A 17384-nucleotide genomic window follows, 5' to 3' on the forward strand; every position below is an offset into this window, starting at 1 on the left:
GATCCGCCCCGGGCCGGGCCGTGCACGACATCCCTTAGGCTGGGGGATTCGTGAGCGGCTCGGCTACGGGGACGATGGTGCGGACATGACGGCGGCAACCCGATCGGAAACTCCCGGTGCGGCGAACCGCGACACCCGCCACGGCCCGCTGATCACGACCCTCTTCGGACTGTACGCACGGGGTGAGGCGAACTGGCTCTCGGTGGCGTCCCTGGTGCGGATCATGTCCGACCTCGGCGTGGAAGCACCCGCGGTGCGGTCTTCGGTGTCACGCATGAAGCGCCGAGGAATCCTGGACAGCGTGCGTCACGAGGGCAAGGCGGGGTACTCCCTGGCCGACTCCACGCTGGGCACCCTCGCCGAAGGCGATGTACGGATCTTCGAGCGTGCTCGGGCAACCGTCGAAGACGGCTGGCTCCTCGTCGTGTTCTCCGTGCCCGAGACCGAGCGGGAGAAGCGGCACGAACTCCGCACGTGCCTGACCCGGCTGGGCTTCGGCACCGCGGCCCCAGGGGTCTGGATCGCCCCGGGAAACCTCGCCACGGAGACACGGCGAACGCTGGAGCGCCGTGAACTCTCCGGCTACGCCGACATCTTCGGCGCGGAGCATCTCGCGTTCGCAGACCTGCGGACCAAGGTCAGCACCTGGTGGGACCTTGACGAACTCACCGAAATGTACGCGGACTTCCTCCGCCGCTACAGCCCGCTCGCCGATCCCTCCTCCTGGGCCCGGGCCACTCCGAGAGAGGCCTTCCGGGCCTACGTCCCCATGCTCACCGAGTGGCGCCGACTGCCGTATCGCGATCCCGGCATTCCCCTCGCGCTGCTCCCGCCCGACTGGAACGGGAGCACCGCAGGTGCGCTCTTCGACGAACTGGACGACATCCTGAGGGGGCGTGCACAGGAACACGCCCTCACTCTCATCCACAGCCGCGCCAAGTGACTCTGAGCGCGATCGGCCCACTGTCGGTCGTAGATCGCGGCATACGCGGTTGTGGGGCGGCCGTCGTAGACCTGTCGGTACTCACCTCGGGTCCGTGCGGCGACGTCGATGGGACCGAACATCCTCGTCGGCGCGGTGAACTTCGACAGGAGGATCTCCCGGTATGCCGTCCCCTCGACCCTGCTCGTGAGCTCCCGGGCCATCTCGGACTTCACCGTTCCGGGTGGGCCGAGCACCAATGAGTGCCGGCCTGCCAGAAGGTCACCACCAGCGTTCGCACCACGTCGGCCCGCTAGTAGGAACGGTCCGGCGACTCGTCGCTGATCGCCCGCAGCCTCTTGGCCGTGTCCTGCAACCACGGTCCGGGCACCGCGCCGCCGATCGTCAACTACGGCTGTGTCGCGATTTGGATCAGGTTGCCGCAGGTGTCGTCGAAGACGGCGGTGGTGACGGGACCCATCTCCATCGGCTCCTGAGTGAAGAGGACGCCGAGGCCGCGCAGGCGCTCGTACTCCGCCTTCACGTCGTCGACGGCGAACTGGGCGAGCGGGATGCCGTCCTTGACGAGCGTGTCGCGGTAGGTCGTGACGACCGGGTGCCCGACGGGCTCCAGAAGGAGTTCGGTGCCGCCCGGCTCGTCGGGCGAGACGACGGTCAGCCACCGGTCCTTCTCGCCCACCGGGACGTCGTGCTTCTTCTCGAAGCCGAGGATCTCGGTGTAGAAGCGCAGGGCCTTGGCCTGGTCGTCGACGAAGACGCTGGTCAGATGGATCTTCATGGGGTGCTCTTCTCCGGTCCGGATGCGTCGGGCATGAGCCACCGCTCGGCGATCTGCCGCAGAGGGGCTGTGTTCAGGTTGTGGAACTTGTAGCGGCCCTCCCGCCGGGTCTCGACGAGCCCGGCTGCCTCCAGCACCGCGAGGTGCTGGGAGACCGCCTGGCGCGAGATGCCGAGCCGGTGCTTCATGCTCAGCCGCGAGCAGATCTCGAACAGTAGGCAAATGCTCACTTGCCTATCAAGCCGTGGCGCGGTCGTGTCGCGAGCCGGCTGGGGGTGATGGCCCACCCTGCCCACCGCGCTCCGGGAGAAATCCGGTGGAGCTGCGACGATCGCACTGGTTAGGGTCGTGGGATGAGTACTCGTACCTTCCGAATCACGGTCCGTGGTGTCTTCGACGGACTCGGCGCTGATCAGCGGGCCGAGCTCCTGGCCCGTGCTGCGGAGCACGACGTCCTGCGCGCGGCCTTCACCACTGAGGGACACCTCAGCTACGACGTGGCCGCACGCTCGGCCTTCACCTTCCGCTTCCTGGACTCCGGGGACGAAGAAGAGGACATCCTGGAAGCGACCGAACGGGCTGAAGGTGCGGCGATGACGTGGCTGGCCGAACGCGGCTACGGCTACAAGAACCTCAGGAGCAATGCCGAGGACCTTTCCCAGGCGCCCCTCGGCAAGCGGCAGCGGCGCGCTGCGGCCCAGAAAAACGTCTGATCCTGCCGACGGCGCGCTACACCGGGTGACGCGTCCAGCCGGGTGCCTCGTCTCACTGCAGTCCGGTCTGTGGGTTGCAGATCTGACAGGCCTCCATATCGGGCTCGGCGAGCGCGATGATCGCTTCCTCGCGGCTGATGAACCCGGAGCCGTTCCTGTACATCGTGCAGTTCCCGCGGTGCAGCAGGGCGCTCGAGCTGGAGCGCTGTGGCTGGATCTTCCATGACTGCTCGGCCCGCGCCTGCGCCCGCCGGCGTTTCTCCCGCTGCTCCTGGGCCTCGAGCTCTCGGATCCGGTGGTCGACAAGCCGAAGCTGCCAGGCGAGGTACTCGCGCGTCGCCCGCCACTTCTCGAGCCGGGATATTCCGCCGGACCCGGCCACGGCTACGGCGCCCCGTCCGTGGCCACTCTCTTGTGGGCGTGCTCGGGCGCCGCACGGACATCGACTGCGCCACTCCTGTCCACCGTTGTCCAGTAGGGGTGGTTGGTCACCGTGATGCTGAGGTCGAGCAGCTGCTTCCGGAGCCGGGACACCTCGTCGCACTGCTCGGGGGTGCGCCCTGGCCTGTCCGCCGTCCCGGACCGGTAGTCGCTGCGCAGCTGCCTCTCGGCCTGCCGCCCTGCCATCGGGTCGGCGGCCCAGGGGAGGCCCGCGGCGCAGCGTTCCAGGGTCGTGCGGGTCCGGTGGAGGGCGATCTGGGCGTCGCGCAGGTCTTGGGGAAAGTCGTACGTCGGCACACTTGAATAGTACGTCTGTTCGATTTGATTGTGCGAGTGCGGCGGGCAGGTCCCCGCAGCCGGCCTGTCCTCAGGCCTGACCGCTGAAGGGCGTCGGCCTCCTGGGGCAGGCCGCCGGCCCGGGATTTCCGGCATGCTGTCGCGGCTCGAAGTCTTGAGGAGGTCGGGGAGCTACGGGGCGCGGGCGTGTGCGTGTGCGTGACGCATTGATCACCTGCGGGTGGCATTCCCGGGTTTGATCTTGGGCATGCATGGGCCGCATCTCAGCGACCCCCCCCACGAGGAGTGCCGAATACCGTGAACGCCCCGCTTCCCCCCTCCGCCCCGACCGCGCCCGGCGGGCTCCTGCTGATCGGTCACGCCCACCACTTGGCCCGCGCCCCGCTGCCCTTCATCACTTCCCTGCGTGAGTACGGCCGTGTCGTGCGTATACGCATTGGCACCACACCCGCCTACGTGGTCACCGACCCTGCGCTCACTCGACAGGTTCTCGTCACTGACGCCGCCCATTTCGCGAAGGGCGGAAAGATAATCGACGCTTTGCGGGTGTTCTTCGGCGACGGACTGGCCACCGTCGCCGACGGGGAGACCCATTTGCGCAACAGGCGTCTTATGCAGCCGATGTTCAACAAAGCGCACATAGCCACCCGCGGCAGCGCCATGATCGACCAGGTCTCGGCGATGGTCGGTGCCTGGCAGGACGGCGAGCAGCGCGACGTCTTCGCGGACATGAACGATGTGACCCTCGCGTCGTTCCTCGTCGCTCTGTTCGGCACCGACCTGCCGGCCCACTTGCAGGGCGAGTTCACCCGGCTCATGCCCGAGATCATGAAGGGCACGATCCGCCAGACCATCCTGCCGTCCTGGGTCACCCGGCTGCCGCTCCCGGCGAACCGAGCCCACGCCCGCCGTGTCGCCCGTCTGCGTACCCTGATCGATCAGGCCATCGACCACCACGCAGGCCGTCTGGACGCCGGCACGTCCATTCCCGGGGACGCCGCGGGATGCCCGCACGCGGGCCGGCAGGCCGGGCTCTTCGAGACCCTGCTCACCGCACCCGAGCCCCTCACTCGTCAGCACCTCCAGGACGAGGCCATCACCCTGTTGACCGGAGCCATCGAAACGACAGGGGCGACCCTTGCCTGGACCCTTTACGAGGTCACCCGGCATCCGGAGGTCGAGCGGCGCCTGCGTGCCGAGCTGGCTGCCGTCTGCGAGAACCGGACTCTGCGTTTCGACGATCTCGAGGAGTTGCCCTATGCCCGCCAGGTGCTGCAGGAGGCCGTGCGAAAGTACGGGCCGGCCTGGATGGTGACCCGGACGGCGACCCGTGACATCGACCTGGGGGACCACTCGATTCCAGAAGGTGCCGACGTCGTGTGGAGTCCCTATCTCCACCAGCACGACCCCGAGTACTTTCCCGACCCCGACACCTTCGACCCGGACCGCTGGGGCCCTGGGTCTGCTGCCACCATCCGCGGAGCTTTCCTCGCCTTCGGTGACGGGCGGCGCAAGTGCATAGGTGAGAACTTCGCCTGGGCCGAACTCCACATCATCCTGGCGGCCATCCTCCAGACCTGGCCGCACCTGGAACTCACGTCGCGACCGCCCCGTCCTCAAGCGGTCGTCACCGTGAAACCCGACCGGCTGGACATGGTCTTCTCCCGCCGGACGGCCACCGTGAGCCCGGCATCCGTCGGCTGACCGGATTCCGGCCCCTCCGGCGAGCAGGAGCGAGCCGGAGGGGCGTGAGCCTGCGGCGATCGTTCGACGAGGCTCTGCCCGGTCTCAGAACGTCCAACGCGTGTGGCTGTAGACACCGTCGTCGCGACCGAAGCCGTAGGCGGTCGCCGGAGTCACCGCGAACACCACCGCGTCCCCCCTCCGGAATGCCTCGCCGATCCCGTGGAAGGTGCCCTCGGGTGACGTGATGTGTGGCCCGTACTTCGTCTCGTACGCCGTGATCACCTCCTCCAGCACCGCCGGATCCACAACCCGCTCCGCCTCGCCCTCGACCACGAGGTCCAGCCCGTCGGTGAGTGAGTTCCTTCCGGTGGTCACTGCGCAGTGCCCGTCACGAGCGAGATTCCTTGCCTTCTGCTCCAGCGCACCGGTGGAGAAATACATCACCCCGCCGTGCCAGGCGGCGATCACAGGAGTGACGTGCAGCCGGCCGTCGGGCCGCACCGTGGACACCCAGAAGATCTCAGCCGTCTCCAACTGCTGTTGTGCCTCATCCCACTGGGTGGCGGTCACGTCCGCGGCACCCGGGCGGGGATTGAGCGCGGAGCTGTAGCGGGCGTCGAGCTCGGTCGTGGGCTGCTGCCCAGCTCCCTGTGCCGGCATGGCGGCTCTCCTTCTCTATGTTTCCCCCAACGGCCGGGACGCCGCTGGTTGCGTCATTGTTTTGATCGGCAACCACGTTCTGCCCCTGCTCGGCGAAGCAGGGGCCCCGCCCCGGGCCCCATGGGTGCGGACCGGCACGCGCAGGTACATCACCCCGTCATTTGCCGTGGCCGCCGCCGTCTTCGCCACTTTCGCCGTCTTGGCCGACGATCGTCCACGGGCGCATCAGGTCATCGTCCTCGTGTTCGAGAATATGACAGTGATGGATGTACGTCGCCGGCAATTCGGCGCCGCTGCCCGGAATTGACGCGATCATACCCGTCGGCGGGCTGAATTCCTTGATGATGATTCTGGTCACCGTCTCCGGATAGGACTTGACGGTGTCCTTGTAGGACCGTGCTTCGTCCGGGTCCGGCGGAATCGGCGGGCCGGTGAGATAGTTCGCCAACACCGGTCGATCCTCCGGTTTGCGGCCGTCGTCGAGCCACCTCTCGTAATCCGCCTGGTATCCCGCTGCGTCGATCGGCTGCCTGTTCAAGACCTGGAAGTTGACGAGGTGGACATGCATCGGGTGGGCGTCGTGGTTGGGGTTGATGTACTCCCAGATCTCGGTCGAGCCCACCTTGATGAAGTCCTGGGAAGGCTCCATGAATGGCACCGCGTTGAATGTCATGGTGCCGAACAGCTTGTGCTGGTACAGAACCCACTCCCGCCGACGGGTGTCCGGTTCCGGCTCGACAGGTGCGACCTCCGGCAGCTTGAGCTTCTTCGGAGGCGTCGTGCTGTCCCCGCCTCCGGACAGTCGTTTGGTGACCTGGAACTGCATGATTTCCGAGATTTCCGGTCCGCCGCCGCCGGGGTAGTGGACCGGCGCGTTGTAGTTGGTCAATGTGACCTTCGTGCCCATGGGCATCTGACTGAAGTCGACGATCAGGTCGTACCGCTCGGCCGACCCGATCAGGAAGTTCAGCATGCGCAACGGAGCACGGAAGCCGCCGTCGGTTCCGATCAGCCAGAACGGCAGTGTGGGCTGAGGCAGTACATCCCTGGGAACGTCGAACCTCAGTCGCCAGAAACGCTCGTTCGACGCGTTGAGGATGCGCAGCCGGTAGCGTCGCGGCTCGACGGCCAGGAAGGGATACGCCTTTCCGTTGACGACCGGGGTGTCCTCGCCTTCCTGCTGGGTCATGGTGTAGGCGAGCGAGCCGTCCCGCTTGAAGGTTCGGTCCTGCAGGATGAGGGGGACCTCGTATTCGCCTCGCGGCAGCCCGAGCCGCTCGTCGGCGGGGTCACGAACGAGGTAGAGACCGGCGAGCCCCGCGTAGACGTTGAGGCTGGTCATCCCCATGCCGTGATCGTGATACCAGAGCATGCACGCCTGGTCGTGGTTGGTGTAGCCGCTGATCGTTTCGTTGCGTTCGACCCGGCTCGGGTCCAGGGTGGCGTAACCCTCCGCGTGGAAGCCGTCCGGGCTGAACGACTGCAGGGGCATGCCGTCGGACTGTGGTGCCGTGAAACCGCCATGCTGGTGCACGACGTTCCACACGTTGATATTCGGGGGGAAAGGCGGTTCGCTCTTGTAGGGAGGCGGCGCGTCCGGGGTGAGCTCGGGGTCCCCCTCGCGAATGGCGTCGATCACGGACTGGAACAGGTGGGTGGTCGGCAACTTGTTGCGGTATTTGACGACCGTCGGGCGGTCCTTGGTCACGCTGATGGTCGGCCCGAGATAGCCCATTCCGATCGCCTTGTGAGGATCGCGCGGGTTCCTCGCCCAGTAACCCCACACGGTTGCCGGCCCGAGATCCCGGTGGAATCGCCACGAGCCCTGCCGCATCGTGATGTCGTAGTAGTCGGCGCCCGGATAGACGGAAGGGTCCGGGATGGCCGTCATCGGTCTGGGTAGTGGATCGACGTACTTCTCGAGCGGAGGAGTCTGCTGCACCGGGGTGTCCGCAGACCCTCTTCCGTGACCGTGCCCCGTCCCCGTGCCGTGACCGGTCGACGATGCGCCTGTGCTCCCGGAACACCCTGTGGAAAGCATGGCCGCGCCACCCAGGGCGCCGACCATGAGGAATTTCCTTCGCTCAACCATCGTCTCCAGCCTTCCCTCGCCTCATGTGACGTGCCAGGGATACACGGCTGGTTCGGAGCGTTGTCGCAGCACGCCGGTCCGGTCCGGGAAAGCAACTCATTGAGACTATCTCGGCAGAAATTCGGTAGGAATTGGAATTGAAATCGAATTATTACCGCCAGTCTGCACACATATATCTTTCGGGATATCGGGAAGAACCTGGGACCTCGGCCATGCCGGCCGCGAGGTCGGCGCTCCAGTCGTCATTCGCGTACTGCGCCCCCTGGACTGTCGGGGACGAGCGGCGGAGATCCAGGCTCTCTCGGCCTGCGCTCGCCAGTGCCCGCGACCGTCTTCCGCGGAACCCTCAGCCGCCGTAGACATCGCCCCGGCGTCGACCGGCATGGTGTGCGAGGGCGGCGTGGGGGTCGGCGCCGGTGGCGGGGGCATGGTCGGTGTGGACCGTCGCGGCGGTCAGCCTGGGGACTGCGTGGATCAGGACGTGTTCGGCAGCGACCGCCAGTTCATGGGCCTGGACGACCGTCAGGTGCGCATCGACGACGATGTCGACCTCGGCTCGCAGGGCGTGGCCGATCCACCGCATCCGTACCGGTCCGATGCCGCGTACTCCCTCCACTCCCTGCAATGCGCTCTCCGCCGTGGTGACGAGAGAGGGGTCGACGGAGTCCATCAAGCGCCGGTAGACCTCGCGGGCGGCGTCCTTGAGGACGAACAGAATCGCGGCAGTGATGAGCAGTCCGACGACCGGGTCGGACACCTGCCATCCGAGCGCTGCGCCTCCGGATCCAAGCAGTACGGCGAGGGAGGTGAAGCCGTCGGTGCGGGCGTGCAGGCCGTCGGCGACCAGGGCAGCGGAGCCGATCTTCCTCCCGGTGCGGATGCGGTACCGGGCGACCCACTCGTTGCCGATGAACCCCGTCAGCGCGGCGGCGGAGACGGCCCAAAGATGGGTGATGTCACGGGGATTGAGCAGGCGGTCGACGGCCACCCAGGCGGCCAGGGCGGCGGAAGCGGCGATGGTTGCCACGATGAGGATGCCGGCGAGGTCCTCGGCGCGGCCGTATCCGTAGGTGTAGCGGCGGTTCGCTGCCCTGCGCCCGAGCAGGAACGCTGTGCCCAGCGGGACGGCGGTCAGGGCGTCGGCGGCGTTGTGGATCGTGTCCCCGAGCAGTGCCACCGATCCGGACAAGGCGACGATCAAGGCTTGGACGACGGTGGTTGCTCCCAGAACGCCGAGTGAGATCCACAGCGTGCGCATTCCCTCGCGGGAGGTCTCCATCGCCGAATCGACCTTGTCAGCGGCCTCGTGGCTGTGAGGCGCGAGCGCATGGGCGAGTCGGTGCCGCAGTCGGCCCAGCCTGGAGCCGGCCGACCTGTGCCGATGCTCGTTGCCCGTGGGGGCGGGTCCGTGTTCGTGGTGGTGGTCGTGTGTGTGGGTGTGCTGATTCCCCTCCATGCCCGCCACCGTGGCACACGGAGTCGATTGCAGCTATGACCGTCATACCCTCTGTGACCAGGTGCGACGGGCTTGCAACAGCGCCCCGGCGGCAGCAGGCCGGCAATCTCCTGCGACAGGCCTGTCGAACTGCTCCTCGGCCGCCCGCGGGACGAGTGGCAGGCGATGCGAGGCGGGTCTTCCCGCAGCCGGTTCCTAGGACGCAGCGACCCACCCTTGCCGACGCGAGACCGGCCCGGAGCGGGGAACATGGAAGACATGGCCAGCAACATCGACCTCAGCCAGTTCCTCCGCCGTTGCCGTGCCCGGATCACCCCGCAATCGGTGGGGCTGCCCGAGCACGGTGCCTACCGTCGTGTGCCGGGCCTGCGCCGCGAGGAGGTGGCGCAACTGGCCGGAGTCAGCACGGACTACTACACCAGGCTCGAGCAGGGACGTGACATCACTCCCTCGGACAGCGTCCTGACGGCGATTGCGGAGGCGCTGCGCCTGGACGACGCCGAAGGCGCCCACCTGTTCGACCTGGTCAGACCCAAGGCCGTCAAGGCTCGGCGGCGCACACCCACCGTGCAGAAAGCCCGCCCGGGGATCCGGCGTTTCCTGGACTCCTTCGACGACCACGCCGCCTTCATCCTCGGCCGACGAGGAGACGTCCTGGCGACCAACCACCTGTGCCGGGCCCTGCTCGCAGACTTCGACGCCATGCCCTACCGGGACCGCAATCTCACCCGATGGATCGTGCTCGCCCCCGAGGCACGCGAACTGTACGCGGACTGGGAGAAGATCGCGGCGGAGATGACCGCGATCCTGCGCCTGGACGCCGGCCGTCACCCCGACGACACCCGCACCGCCGAGCTCGTGGGCGAGCTGACGGTGAAGAGTGAGCAGTTCCGCCGCTGGTGGGACGACCACAAGGTCCTCAACCGGACCTTCGGCCACAAGCGCTTCCGCCACCCTCTGGTCGGGCCCCTGACCATCGAATACCAGGCGTTCTCCCTCCCCGGCGAGGACGACCAGACCCTCTTCCTCTACATGCCCGCCTCCGACCAGGCCTCGCAGGAGGCCTGGCGGCTCCTGGCCAGTTGGAACGCAGACCCCACAACCACCGCACCGCTGCGGTCCACCTCCTCTCCTACGGAACGGAGCACCCCGTGAGCAGCCTCGCCACCCCCCGGCCGCTGGCCCTGGTGACCGGAGCCTCCTCCGGCATCGGCTACGAACTCGCCCTGCTGTTCGCCATCAACGGCTTCGACCTGGTGGCGACGGGGCGTAGCGGCAAGATCGACACAGCAGCCGCTGACCTGGCCCGGTACGGCGGCGAGGTCGTCCCCGTACGAGCCGACCTCGCCGAGGCCGACGGCGTCGAGACCGTGTGGCGCGCGGTGGAGCAGACCGGCCGTTTCCTGGACGTGGCGGTGCTGAACGCCGGGCGCAGCATCGGCGGAGCCTTCCTCGACACCGACCTCGACGACGAACTCAGCCTCATCGAATTGAACGTCACCTCCGTGGTCCATCTGGCCAAGCACGTCGCCCGGCACATGGCGGCCGGTCAACGGGGCCGGATCCTGATCACCTCGTCGCTGTCCGCGACCCTGCCCACGCCGTACGAGACGGTGTACGGGCCCTCCCGTGCCTTCACCCGCATGTTCGCCCTCGGCCTGCGCGAAGAACTCAAGGAGCACGGCGTCAGTGTCACCACGCTCATGCCCGGCGCGACCGACAGCGATTTCCACGCCCGCGCCGGTATGGACGACACGGCTTTCGGCCCCGGCATGAAGAAGAACAGCCGCAAGGACGTGGCTCGTCAGGGCTTCCTCGCCCTGATGAACGGACACGCCGAAGTCGTCGGAGGCGACCCGTCTACCAAACGCACCGCCCTGAAGAACCGCTTCCTGCCCGAAACGCTCAAGGCCGCACGACACGCCCGCATGGCAAGGCCCCGCAGCTGAAGCCTCGCGTGGTTGCCGGGGCCCTCTGCGCCGGTGCGGTCAGACGTTGACGGCCGCGAGGGCGGCCGGCTGCTGAACCGTGTCATGTGGAGCTGTCGCGGTACCGGCCGGCGGCAGCGCTCACCAGCTGATGCGTGCTGCCACCGGTAGATGGTCGCTGCCCGTGGCCGGCAGTACCCACGAGCTCTTCGGCTCCATGCCCCTGACCAGGATCTGATCGATCCGCGCCATCGGGAAGGACGCCGGCCAGCTGAAGCCGAAGCCGTCTCCGGCCGCTTCCTGGGTCGAGTGCAGCTGCGAGGTGAGGCCGTCGAACGCACGGTCGTCGGTGGTGCCGTTCATATCGCCGAGTGCCACCACCCGCTCGTTCTGCTCGGATGCGAGTGCTTTGGCAAGTGCGAGGGCGCCGACGTCGCGCGAGTCCGTCCAGAAACCGTGCCTGGGCATCGGCCGCACCGACCCCAGGTGCGCCACGTACACCACCAACGGCCCCTGATCCGTGGCCACCGTTGTGCGCAGCGCCCGGGGCGGGTCCACGGGAAGGTCCTCGGCCCGCCGGGTTTTCGCCAGCGGCCCGGCATCGCCCCGCAGGACGTCGACCGACCGGGAGTCGGACAGCGGCAGCTTGCTCCACAGCCCGACTGTGCCCTGCACCGTGTGGTACGGGTATGCCTTCGCCAACTCCTTCCCGTACGCAACCGTGGCCTGCGGGGGCATCTCCTGGAGCGCCAGCAGGTCTGCCCCTGAGGCGGCCAGGTCGCGAGCGGTGCCGGCCGGGTCGGGGTTCTCGGCGTTGACGTTGTGGCTGACCAGGGTGAGGTCGCCGCCCCGCTGGGACTTGTCGAGGAGCAGTCCGCCGAAGAGGCTCAGCCACGCCACGATCGGCAGCAGCAGCGCGAGCCCCGCCGCGGCGGAGCGGCGCCACACCGCCCCGGCAAGGAGTACCGGGATGAACAGGCCGAACCATGGCAGGAACGTTTCCACCAGGCTGCCGAGACCGCCCTTGTCCGTGATCTGCGCGTGCAGCAGCAGGAGCAGGCCGAGCAGCAGTGCCAGCGCCGCGAATACCAGGCCGCGCTTCCACGGGTCCGGGCCGGACAGGCCGCGGATCGCCCGGCGGATACGCACGCGCCGGGCACCCGAGCCGGTGCCTCCGTGATCGGCGCCGCACTGCCCGGCTTGAGCCGTGTTCAGGACCCCCGCGCGCTCCTCGGCGTCGCCTTGCTGCCGCCCATCCGGCACTTCTCGTAGTGCTTCACTCACTGATCAGATGTCCTTTGGAGAAGGTACGGGCAGTTGAACGGCGATACGGAGTCCGCCCTCAGCGCGCGGGGTGATGGTGAGGGACCCGTCGTGCACCTCGGTGATCCGCCGGACGATGGCCAGGCCGAGTCCGACACCTGCGTGGTCGTTGCGAATACGTTCGGTGGCGCGCTGAAACGGCTCGGTGAGGGTCGAGACCATCTGCGGGGAGAGCTTCTCGCCGCTGTTCCCGACCCTGAGCACCACGGTCTCGGGGCCGGCGCCGGTCTCGACCCACACCGTGCCTCCACCGGACAGGTTGTGCACGATCGCGTTGTGCACAAGGTTCGTCGTCAACTGCAGCAGGAGCGCCTGTGAGCCGAAAGCCGTGGCGATGTCACCGGAGGTCTCGATGGCGACACCGCGCTTCTCGGCGAGCGGGAGCAGTGTCTCGGTGGCCTCTTCCACGAGCAGGGAGAGGTCGACGGGTTCTCGGGTGAAGGACCTCTGGTCGGCGCGGCCGAGCACTAGCAGCGCCTCGGTGAGGTCGATCGCCCGGGTGTTGACGGCGTGCAGGCGGTTGATGATCTCACCGAGGTCCTGCGCCGGATCGCTGCGGGCCACGTGGAGAAGCGTGCGCGAGATCGCCAGCGGGGTGCGCAGTTCGTGCGAGGCGTTGGCCGCGAATCTCCGCTGCTCGGCCACGTGCGCTTCGAGGCGGGCGAGCATCGTGTCGAAGGCGTCGGCAAGTTCACGGAACTCGTCCCTGCGGCCCGGCAGCCGGATCCGGTGGGAGAGCGATCCTTTCGTGGCCATGCTTGTGGCGTCCGTGATGCGGGTCAGCGGGGCGAGCATGCGGCCGGCGAGAATCCACCCGCCCACGAGTCCGAACACCAGCAGGAACGCCAGTACTGCTGCTGCCCTCGGAGCGAATACGCTCAGGAGGGCGGACCGGACGGGGAAAACACCCTTGAACCCGTCATCGGGGTTGATGAGCATCGCACGGTCCGGGACGTAGCGCAGGAGGAACACCCACACCGCCGCGAGCAACAGGAGGCCGGCGAACATGAGGAATCCGGCGTAGCTGAGGGTGAGTTTGAAGCGGACGCTGAACCCGGGCCGCCTATCCACGGGCCCCGCCCTCGTGGCCGGCTACTGGCTGCGTGTGGATGCGGTACCCGGCGCCGGGCACCGTGGCTATGGCCCAGGGTTCACCGAGCCGTTTGCGCAGTGCCGAGACCGTGATGCGTACGGCATTGGTGAACGGGTCCGCATTCTCGTCCCACGCCCGCTCCAGAAGCTCCTCGGCGCTGACGACACCGCCCTCGGCAGCGACGAGGACTTCGAGCACGGCGAACTGCTTCCTGGTCAGCGCGACGTAGCGGCCGTCGCGGTGGACCTCCCGGCGGAACGGATCGAGCCGCAGGCCCGCGAGCTCCCGCACGGGCGGCCTGTTGTGTGCGCGTCTGCGGTCGAGTGCTCTGAGCCTGAGCACGAGTTCCTGGAGCTCGAAAGGCTTGGTGAGGTAGTCGTCGGCGCCGAGTCCGAACCCGGAAGCCTTGTCGTCGAGCCGGTCGGCGGCGGTGAGCATGAGGATCGGCATGCCGCTGTCGGAGGCGACGATGTGTTTGGCGATCTCGTCACCGGACGGGCCGGGAATGTCGCGGTCGAGGACGGCGATGTCGTAGGCGTTGATGCTCAGCAATTCCAAAGCGGTGTCACCGTCACCGGCTATGTCGGACGCGATCGCTTCCAGGCGTAGGCCATCGCGGATGGCTTCTGCCATATAGGGCTCGTCCTCGACGATCAACACTCGCATGCTCCGAGGGTACGAGTCGCCGCATATCGTCGGCATATCGAGAACCACATGGGTGCTGGCTCCGTCGCATCGCTGTGACTGCGGGTGGAACCTACGGCTCTGCGGCTGCTCACGGCACGTACACCTTCGCGGCTGAAGGGCCCTGGCAGCACAATGACTGGGTGCACGACGTCCGCGCCGTGCGCACCGGTCCGGATGTATTCCCCTGTGACGTCGGGGACTCGGGAAGAATCGTCGAGACTTGTGGATGAGGGGTGGTTGCCCGCCGGCAGGCGAAGGGACTTGAGTCTCCAGCAGGGGGAGACACGAAGGTGGGGGCATGGACGGTGACACGCTCTACTCGATCGGCGAGCTCGCTCGGCGGACCGGTCTCACGGTCAAGACCATTCGGTTCTACTCCGATCGCGGAATCGTGGCGCCGACGGACCGCAGCCCGGCCGGCTACCGCCTGTACCACATCGACGCCGTCGCACGCCTGGACCTGGTGCGGACCCTGCGCGAGCTGGGACTGGACCTCCCCACGGTCCACAAGGTCGTGGACCGCGAGCTCTCGCTTCCCGAGGTGGCAGCGGCGCACGCCGAAGCACTGGCGGCGCAGATCCGTGTCCTGTGCCTGCGGCGCGCGGTGCTGACGGCGGTGGCCGAGCGCGGGTCCACACCTGAGGAGACGGAACTCATGCACCGACTTGCCCAGCTCTCCGAGGACGAACGACGCCGTCTGATCGGCGATTTCCTCGACGCCGTCTTCGGCGGACTTGACACTTCCCCCGCTTTCGCGGGGGTCATGCGCTCAATGACCCCCGAGCTACCTGACAACCCGGAGGCCGAGCAAGTCCAGGCGTGGGTGGAATTGGCCGAAATGTCCCTGGATCCGAGTTTTCGCGCCTCCGTGCGGCGGATGGTCGAGGACCAAGCAGCCGAGCAGGCCCGAAGCGACATGATGGGCCCGCGACGTGACATTTCCGCAGCCGTCCGTGACCAGGCCGGCCCGGCCCTGACCGCCGGCATCGACCCGGCTTCGCCCCAGGCCGATCCGATCGTCGCGGTGTTCACGGCGCACTACGCGCACCTCCTCGGCCGCCCCGACGACGTCGAGCTTCGCCGCCGGCTGGCGAATCGGCTGGAGAGCGTGAACGACCCGCGCAGGGAGCGGTACCTCGAGCGGCTCGCAGTGGTCAACGGCTGGCCGGCCCCGGAGAGTCTGGCTCCACTGTTCGACTGGTCCGTCCAGGCTCTGCGGGTCCGGACACGGCAATGACAGGGCGGTCGCAAGCGGCATGGGCCGGACGTAGCTGGTGTCGGGTGAAAAAGCCGCCGCATACGATCGGTTGGTGAGTGCCCCGTCGTAATTCAGGTGGCCGCTACGCTGGCCTCTCCCGCTCTCGTTCTGCGCCCCTGGCGCATGGAGGACGCTGCCACGTTGGCCGAAGTGAGCCGGGATCCCGGTTTACGCCAGTGAGCGAGCTCGGTCGCGGACAACGATGCCGGCGGGGCACGGTGGGTGGAGGTCCAGCAACGGGGCTGGGTAGCGGGGGACCGATTCGGCTTCGCCGTCCTTGAGGCACAACCCGATTCAGTTCGCGAACAGTTGGTGGGCAACGTGGTCCTCAAGGAAATCACCCCCGGTAAACCGGCTGCCGAGGTGGGCTACTGGACCGCGGCGCACGCACGCGGGCAGGGAGTGGCGCCCCGCGCCCTGGAGGCACTCACCAGCTGGGCCTTCGCCAACTTCGAAGCCGACGGGCTGGAGCGTTTCGAACTCCTGCACCAGGTGGACAACCTGGCATCGTGCCGGGTTGCGCAGAAGAGCCGCTACGACTTCGACACGTTGCTGCCCGCGGTGCCGCCCTCCTTCCCCCGCGATGGGCACCTGCACATACGGCGCTCGGGTGCTCGCAGCCCGCAGAGAAGGCCACTTGATCGGAAGCCGGAGCGATAGCCGAACGTGGCTGCCCGCACCTGCCCAGTGCGGGACACCACGCATCCGGGAACGGACGGGCGGACGGATCCCCCGCCGGATCGCCGCACACCGGCGGTCGCTAGTCTGCCCGGATGCGTGATGGGGGAAGCAAGGACGACAGCGACGGCTTGCGCGCCGAAGGCGCCGGCGGCACAGGGTCCGGCGGCACAGGGTCCGGCGGCCGGTGGCGCGGGCTGAGGGATCACCGGCTGGCCGTCCCCGCTGTGGCGCTCGTGGTCCTGGTGGCGGCCGGGGTGGCGATTCCCCTGGTCCTTGCCGGCTCCGATGACACATCGGCGCAGGCCTGCTGGCACCTGACATCCTCGGACCGCGCCCTCGCGGACGACCCCCGGGCAGCCACCAAAGCTCTTGATCCGGGGGACGATCTCGCCCGCCTCGGATCGGCGAGGAAGCTTCTGAGGCACGAGAGCGTGTGCGGTGACGGCGTGCAGGTTCTGGGCCGCATCGTGGACGCCGCTACGCGTTCTGCGGGTCCTGGCAGGCCGCACACCCTGGCGCAGGCCCGGACGGCCTACGCGGTGACGGCTGCCGTACACGACCTCAAGCTCCCCGAAGGTCTGGCGCCGGGCCTGGCCCGCATGGTGGCCGAGTACGTGGTGGACGCCGGAAAGGACAAGGGATGGGGCATAAACGACCTGCCCGGTCCGGCCGTCACTCCCGAGGAGGCACGGCCCGACGCTGAGGGCTGGTCGGTGTTCGGCCGCTTCCTCGCCCCTGACGAGGCGCACTCCGTCTTCGGGTACGCCGACAGCAGCCTGGGCGCGGACGCGGACATGGAGTCCCTGGTCGCGGAACTCAGCAAGGATCCGGAGGCGTTCGCGATTCTCTACGACGCCGAGCGCGCCGATCTCGCGCACTATCTGGAGCGTCTCACCGACGACGGCGGCGACCCGGGCTTCCGCCCCCCGTCGCGCCCGGACAGCCTCTCCACCCCGACAGCCGGCTCCGACAACGACCTCCAAGATGTCGCCGGCCGCATTGGCACGCTCATGAATCACCGTGCCGGATACGCCAGGGACCGCACCATTGCCGATCTCGCCGAGTTCGACAGGACCGTACGGCGCAATACCCGCGGCACCTTCCGTCCCGCCGAGAACCAGCTGGACTCGCGTCCGGTGATGGGCGACATAGCGGACCGTCCGGCGGCCGGGCCGGTCCACGGCGACCTCATGGACGGGCGGCATCAGGTGTTCACAGTGCTCGACGCCTGGGCGAAGGACCGCGGTGTGCCGGCGGGGCGTGCCGCCGCCATCAAGCAGTTGATGGACGACGCCTATGTCCGCGCGCTGTGGCTGCGCTTCTGAACCCGCTCCGAACTCCCGCCCCG

The 17384-nt window shown here is 68.0% G+C and carries 17 protein-coding genes and 2 pseudogenes; 8 read left to right on the forward strand and 11 right to left on the reverse strand.

Annotated elements, in window-relative coordinates; all coding sequences use genetic code 11:
- The first annotated feature begins 85 nt into the window (after positions 1-85).
- A complete protein-coding gene (locus ACFWFI_RS06125) occupies positions 86-943 on the forward strand; it encodes a PaaX family transcriptional regulator (protein WP_387386079.1) in 858 nt (285 codons plus the stop codon).
- Between the two features lie 26 nt (positions 944-969).
- Here the strand turns inward: ACFWFI_RS06125 and ACFWFI_RS06130 are convergent.
- From ACFWFI_RS06130 to ACFWFI_RS06140, 3 genes and pseudogenes are all read right to left on the reverse strand, one after another.
- Positions 970-1313 (reverse strand): annotated as a pseudogene (locus ACFWFI_RS06130) (AAA family ATPase); the annotation flags it as partial.
- A gap of 18 nt (positions 1314-1331) precedes the next feature.
- On the reverse strand, positions 1332-1721 hold the full coding sequence (locus ACFWFI_RS06135) for a VOC family protein (RefSeq protein ID WP_387386082.1): 390 nt from the start codon (positions 1719-1721) through the stop codon (positions 1332-1334).
- Complete coding sequence (locus ACFWFI_RS06140) at positions 1718-1909, reverse strand: ArsR/SmtB family transcription factor (RefSeq protein ID WP_387386137.1); 192 nt, start codon at positions 1907-1909, stop codon at positions 1718-1720. Before ACFWFI_RS06140 ends, ACFWFI_RS06135 begins: the two co-directional genes overlap by 4 nt.
- 165 nt (positions 1910-2074) lie before the next feature.
- On the opposite strand from ACFWFI_RS06140, the gene ACFWFI_RS06145 reads away from it, so the two are divergent.
- Positions 2075-2434: a DUF6204 family protein gene (locus ACFWFI_RS06145; RefSeq protein WP_387386084.1), complete on the forward strand. Its 360-nt coding sequence runs from the start codon at positions 2075-2077 to the stop codon at positions 2432-2434.
- A gap of 52 nt (positions 2435-2486) precedes the next feature.
- Here ACFWFI_RS06145 and ACFWFI_RS06150 read toward each other — a convergent pair whose 3' ends face one another.
- Together ACFWFI_RS06150 and ACFWFI_RS06155 are read right to left on the reverse strand one after the other, a co-directional pair.
- On the reverse strand, positions 2487-2816 hold the full coding sequence (locus ACFWFI_RS06150; RefSeq protein ID WP_387386086.1) for a DUF6233 domain-containing protein: 330 nt from the start codon (positions 2814-2816) through the stop codon (positions 2487-2489).
- A gap of 2 nt (positions 2817-2818) precedes the next feature.
- Positions 2819-3172 carry a hypothetical protein gene (locus ACFWFI_RS06155; protein ID WP_387386089.1) on the reverse strand — a complete coding sequence of 118 codons (354 nt, stop codon included), beginning with the start codon at positions 3170-3172 and terminating at the stop codon, positions 2819-2821.
- A gap of 297 nt (positions 3173-3469) precedes the next feature.
- Between ACFWFI_RS06155 and ACFWFI_RS06160 the strand changes: the two genes are divergently transcribed.
- Complete coding sequence (locus ACFWFI_RS06160) at positions 3470-4876, forward strand: cytochrome P450 (RefSeq protein WP_387386092.1); 1407 nt, start codon at positions 3470-3472, stop codon at positions 4874-4876.
- Between the two features lie 84 nt (positions 4877-4960).
- Here ACFWFI_RS06160 and ACFWFI_RS06165 read toward each other — a convergent pair whose 3' ends face one another.
- The 3 genes from ACFWFI_RS06165 to ACFWFI_RS06175 form a co-directional block, all read right to left on the reverse strand.
- Positions 4961-5518: a pyridoxamine 5'-phosphate oxidase family protein gene (locus tag ACFWFI_RS06165; protein WP_387386093.1), complete on the reverse strand. Its 558-nt coding sequence runs from the start codon at positions 5516-5518 to the stop codon at positions 4961-4963.
- Between the two features lie 157 nt (positions 5519-5675).
- Complete coding sequence (locus ACFWFI_RS06170; RefSeq protein WP_387386096.1) at positions 5676-7586, reverse strand: multicopper oxidase family protein; 1911 nt, start codon at positions 7584-7586, stop codon at positions 5676-5678.
- 370 nt (positions 7587-7956) lie between these two features.
- Positions 7957-9066, reverse strand: coding sequence for a cation diffusion facilitator family transporter (locus ACFWFI_RS06175; RefSeq protein ID WP_387386098.1), 1110 nt, complete (start codon positions 9064-9066; stop codon positions 7957-7959).
- A gap of 258 nt (positions 9067-9324) precedes the next feature.
- On the opposite strand from ACFWFI_RS06175, the gene ACFWFI_RS06180 reads away from it, so the two are divergent.
- Positions 9325-10221, forward strand: coding sequence for a helix-turn-helix transcriptional regulator (locus tag ACFWFI_RS06180; protein WP_387386101.1), 897 nt, complete (start codon positions 9325-9327; stop codon positions 10219-10221).
- A complete protein-coding gene (locus ACFWFI_RS06185) occupies positions 10218-11015 on the forward strand; it encodes an SDR family NAD(P)-dependent oxidoreductase (RefSeq protein ID WP_387386103.1) in 798 nt (265 codons plus the stop codon). Before ACFWFI_RS06180 ends, ACFWFI_RS06185 begins: the two co-directional genes overlap by 4 nt.
- A gap of 120 nt (positions 11016-11135) precedes the next feature.
- On the opposite strand, the gene ACFWFI_RS06190 is transcribed toward ACFWFI_RS06185, so the two are convergent.
- The 3 genes from ACFWFI_RS06190 to ACFWFI_RS06200 all read right to left on the reverse strand — a co-directional run bounded on the left by ACFWFI_RS06190 (position 11136) and on the right by ACFWFI_RS06200 (position 14076).
- Entirely contained in the window at positions 11136-12125 is a 990-nt protein-coding gene (locus ACFWFI_RS06190) for an endonuclease/exonuclease/phosphatase family protein (protein WP_387386139.1), read from the reverse strand.
- 156 nt (positions 12126-12281) lie between these two features.
- Positions 12282-13388: a sensor histidine kinase gene (locus ACFWFI_RS06195; protein WP_387386105.1), complete on the reverse strand. Its 1107-nt coding sequence runs from the start codon at positions 13386-13388 to the stop codon at positions 12282-12284.
- On the reverse strand, positions 13381-14076 hold the full coding sequence (locus ACFWFI_RS06200) for a response regulator transcription factor (protein ID WP_387386107.1): 696 nt from the start codon (positions 14074-14076) through the stop codon (positions 13381-13383). The genes ACFWFI_RS06195 and ACFWFI_RS06200 overlap by 8 nt, the downstream gene beginning before the upstream one ends.
- Before the next feature lie 319 nt (positions 14077-14395).
- On the opposite strand from ACFWFI_RS06200, the gene ACFWFI_RS06205 reads away from it, so the two are divergent.
- The 3 genes and pseudogenes from ACFWFI_RS06205 to ACFWFI_RS06215 all read left to right on the forward strand — a co-directional run bounded on the left by ACFWFI_RS06205 (position 14396) and on the right by ACFWFI_RS06215 (position 17361).
- A complete protein-coding gene (locus ACFWFI_RS06205; RefSeq protein WP_387386109.1) occupies positions 14396-15334 on the forward strand; it encodes a MerR family transcriptional regulator in 939 nt (312 codons plus the stop codon).
- A gap of 144 nt (positions 15335-15478) precedes the next feature.
- Positions 15479-16015 (forward strand): annotated as a pseudogene (locus tag ACFWFI_RS06210) (GNAT family N-acetyltransferase).
- Positions 16016-16128: 113 nt separating this feature from the next.
- Complete coding sequence (locus tag ACFWFI_RS06215; protein ID WP_387386111.1) at positions 16129-17361, forward strand: hypothetical protein; 1233 nt, start codon at positions 16129-16131, stop codon at positions 17359-17361.
- The last annotated feature ends 23 nt before the right edge of the window (positions 17362-17384 follow it).

Origin of the sequence: Streptomyces sp. NPDC060209, assembly GCF_042728155.1 — a bacterium.
GTDB lineage: Bacteria > Actinomycetota > Actinomycetes > Streptomycetales > Streptomycetaceae > Streptomyces.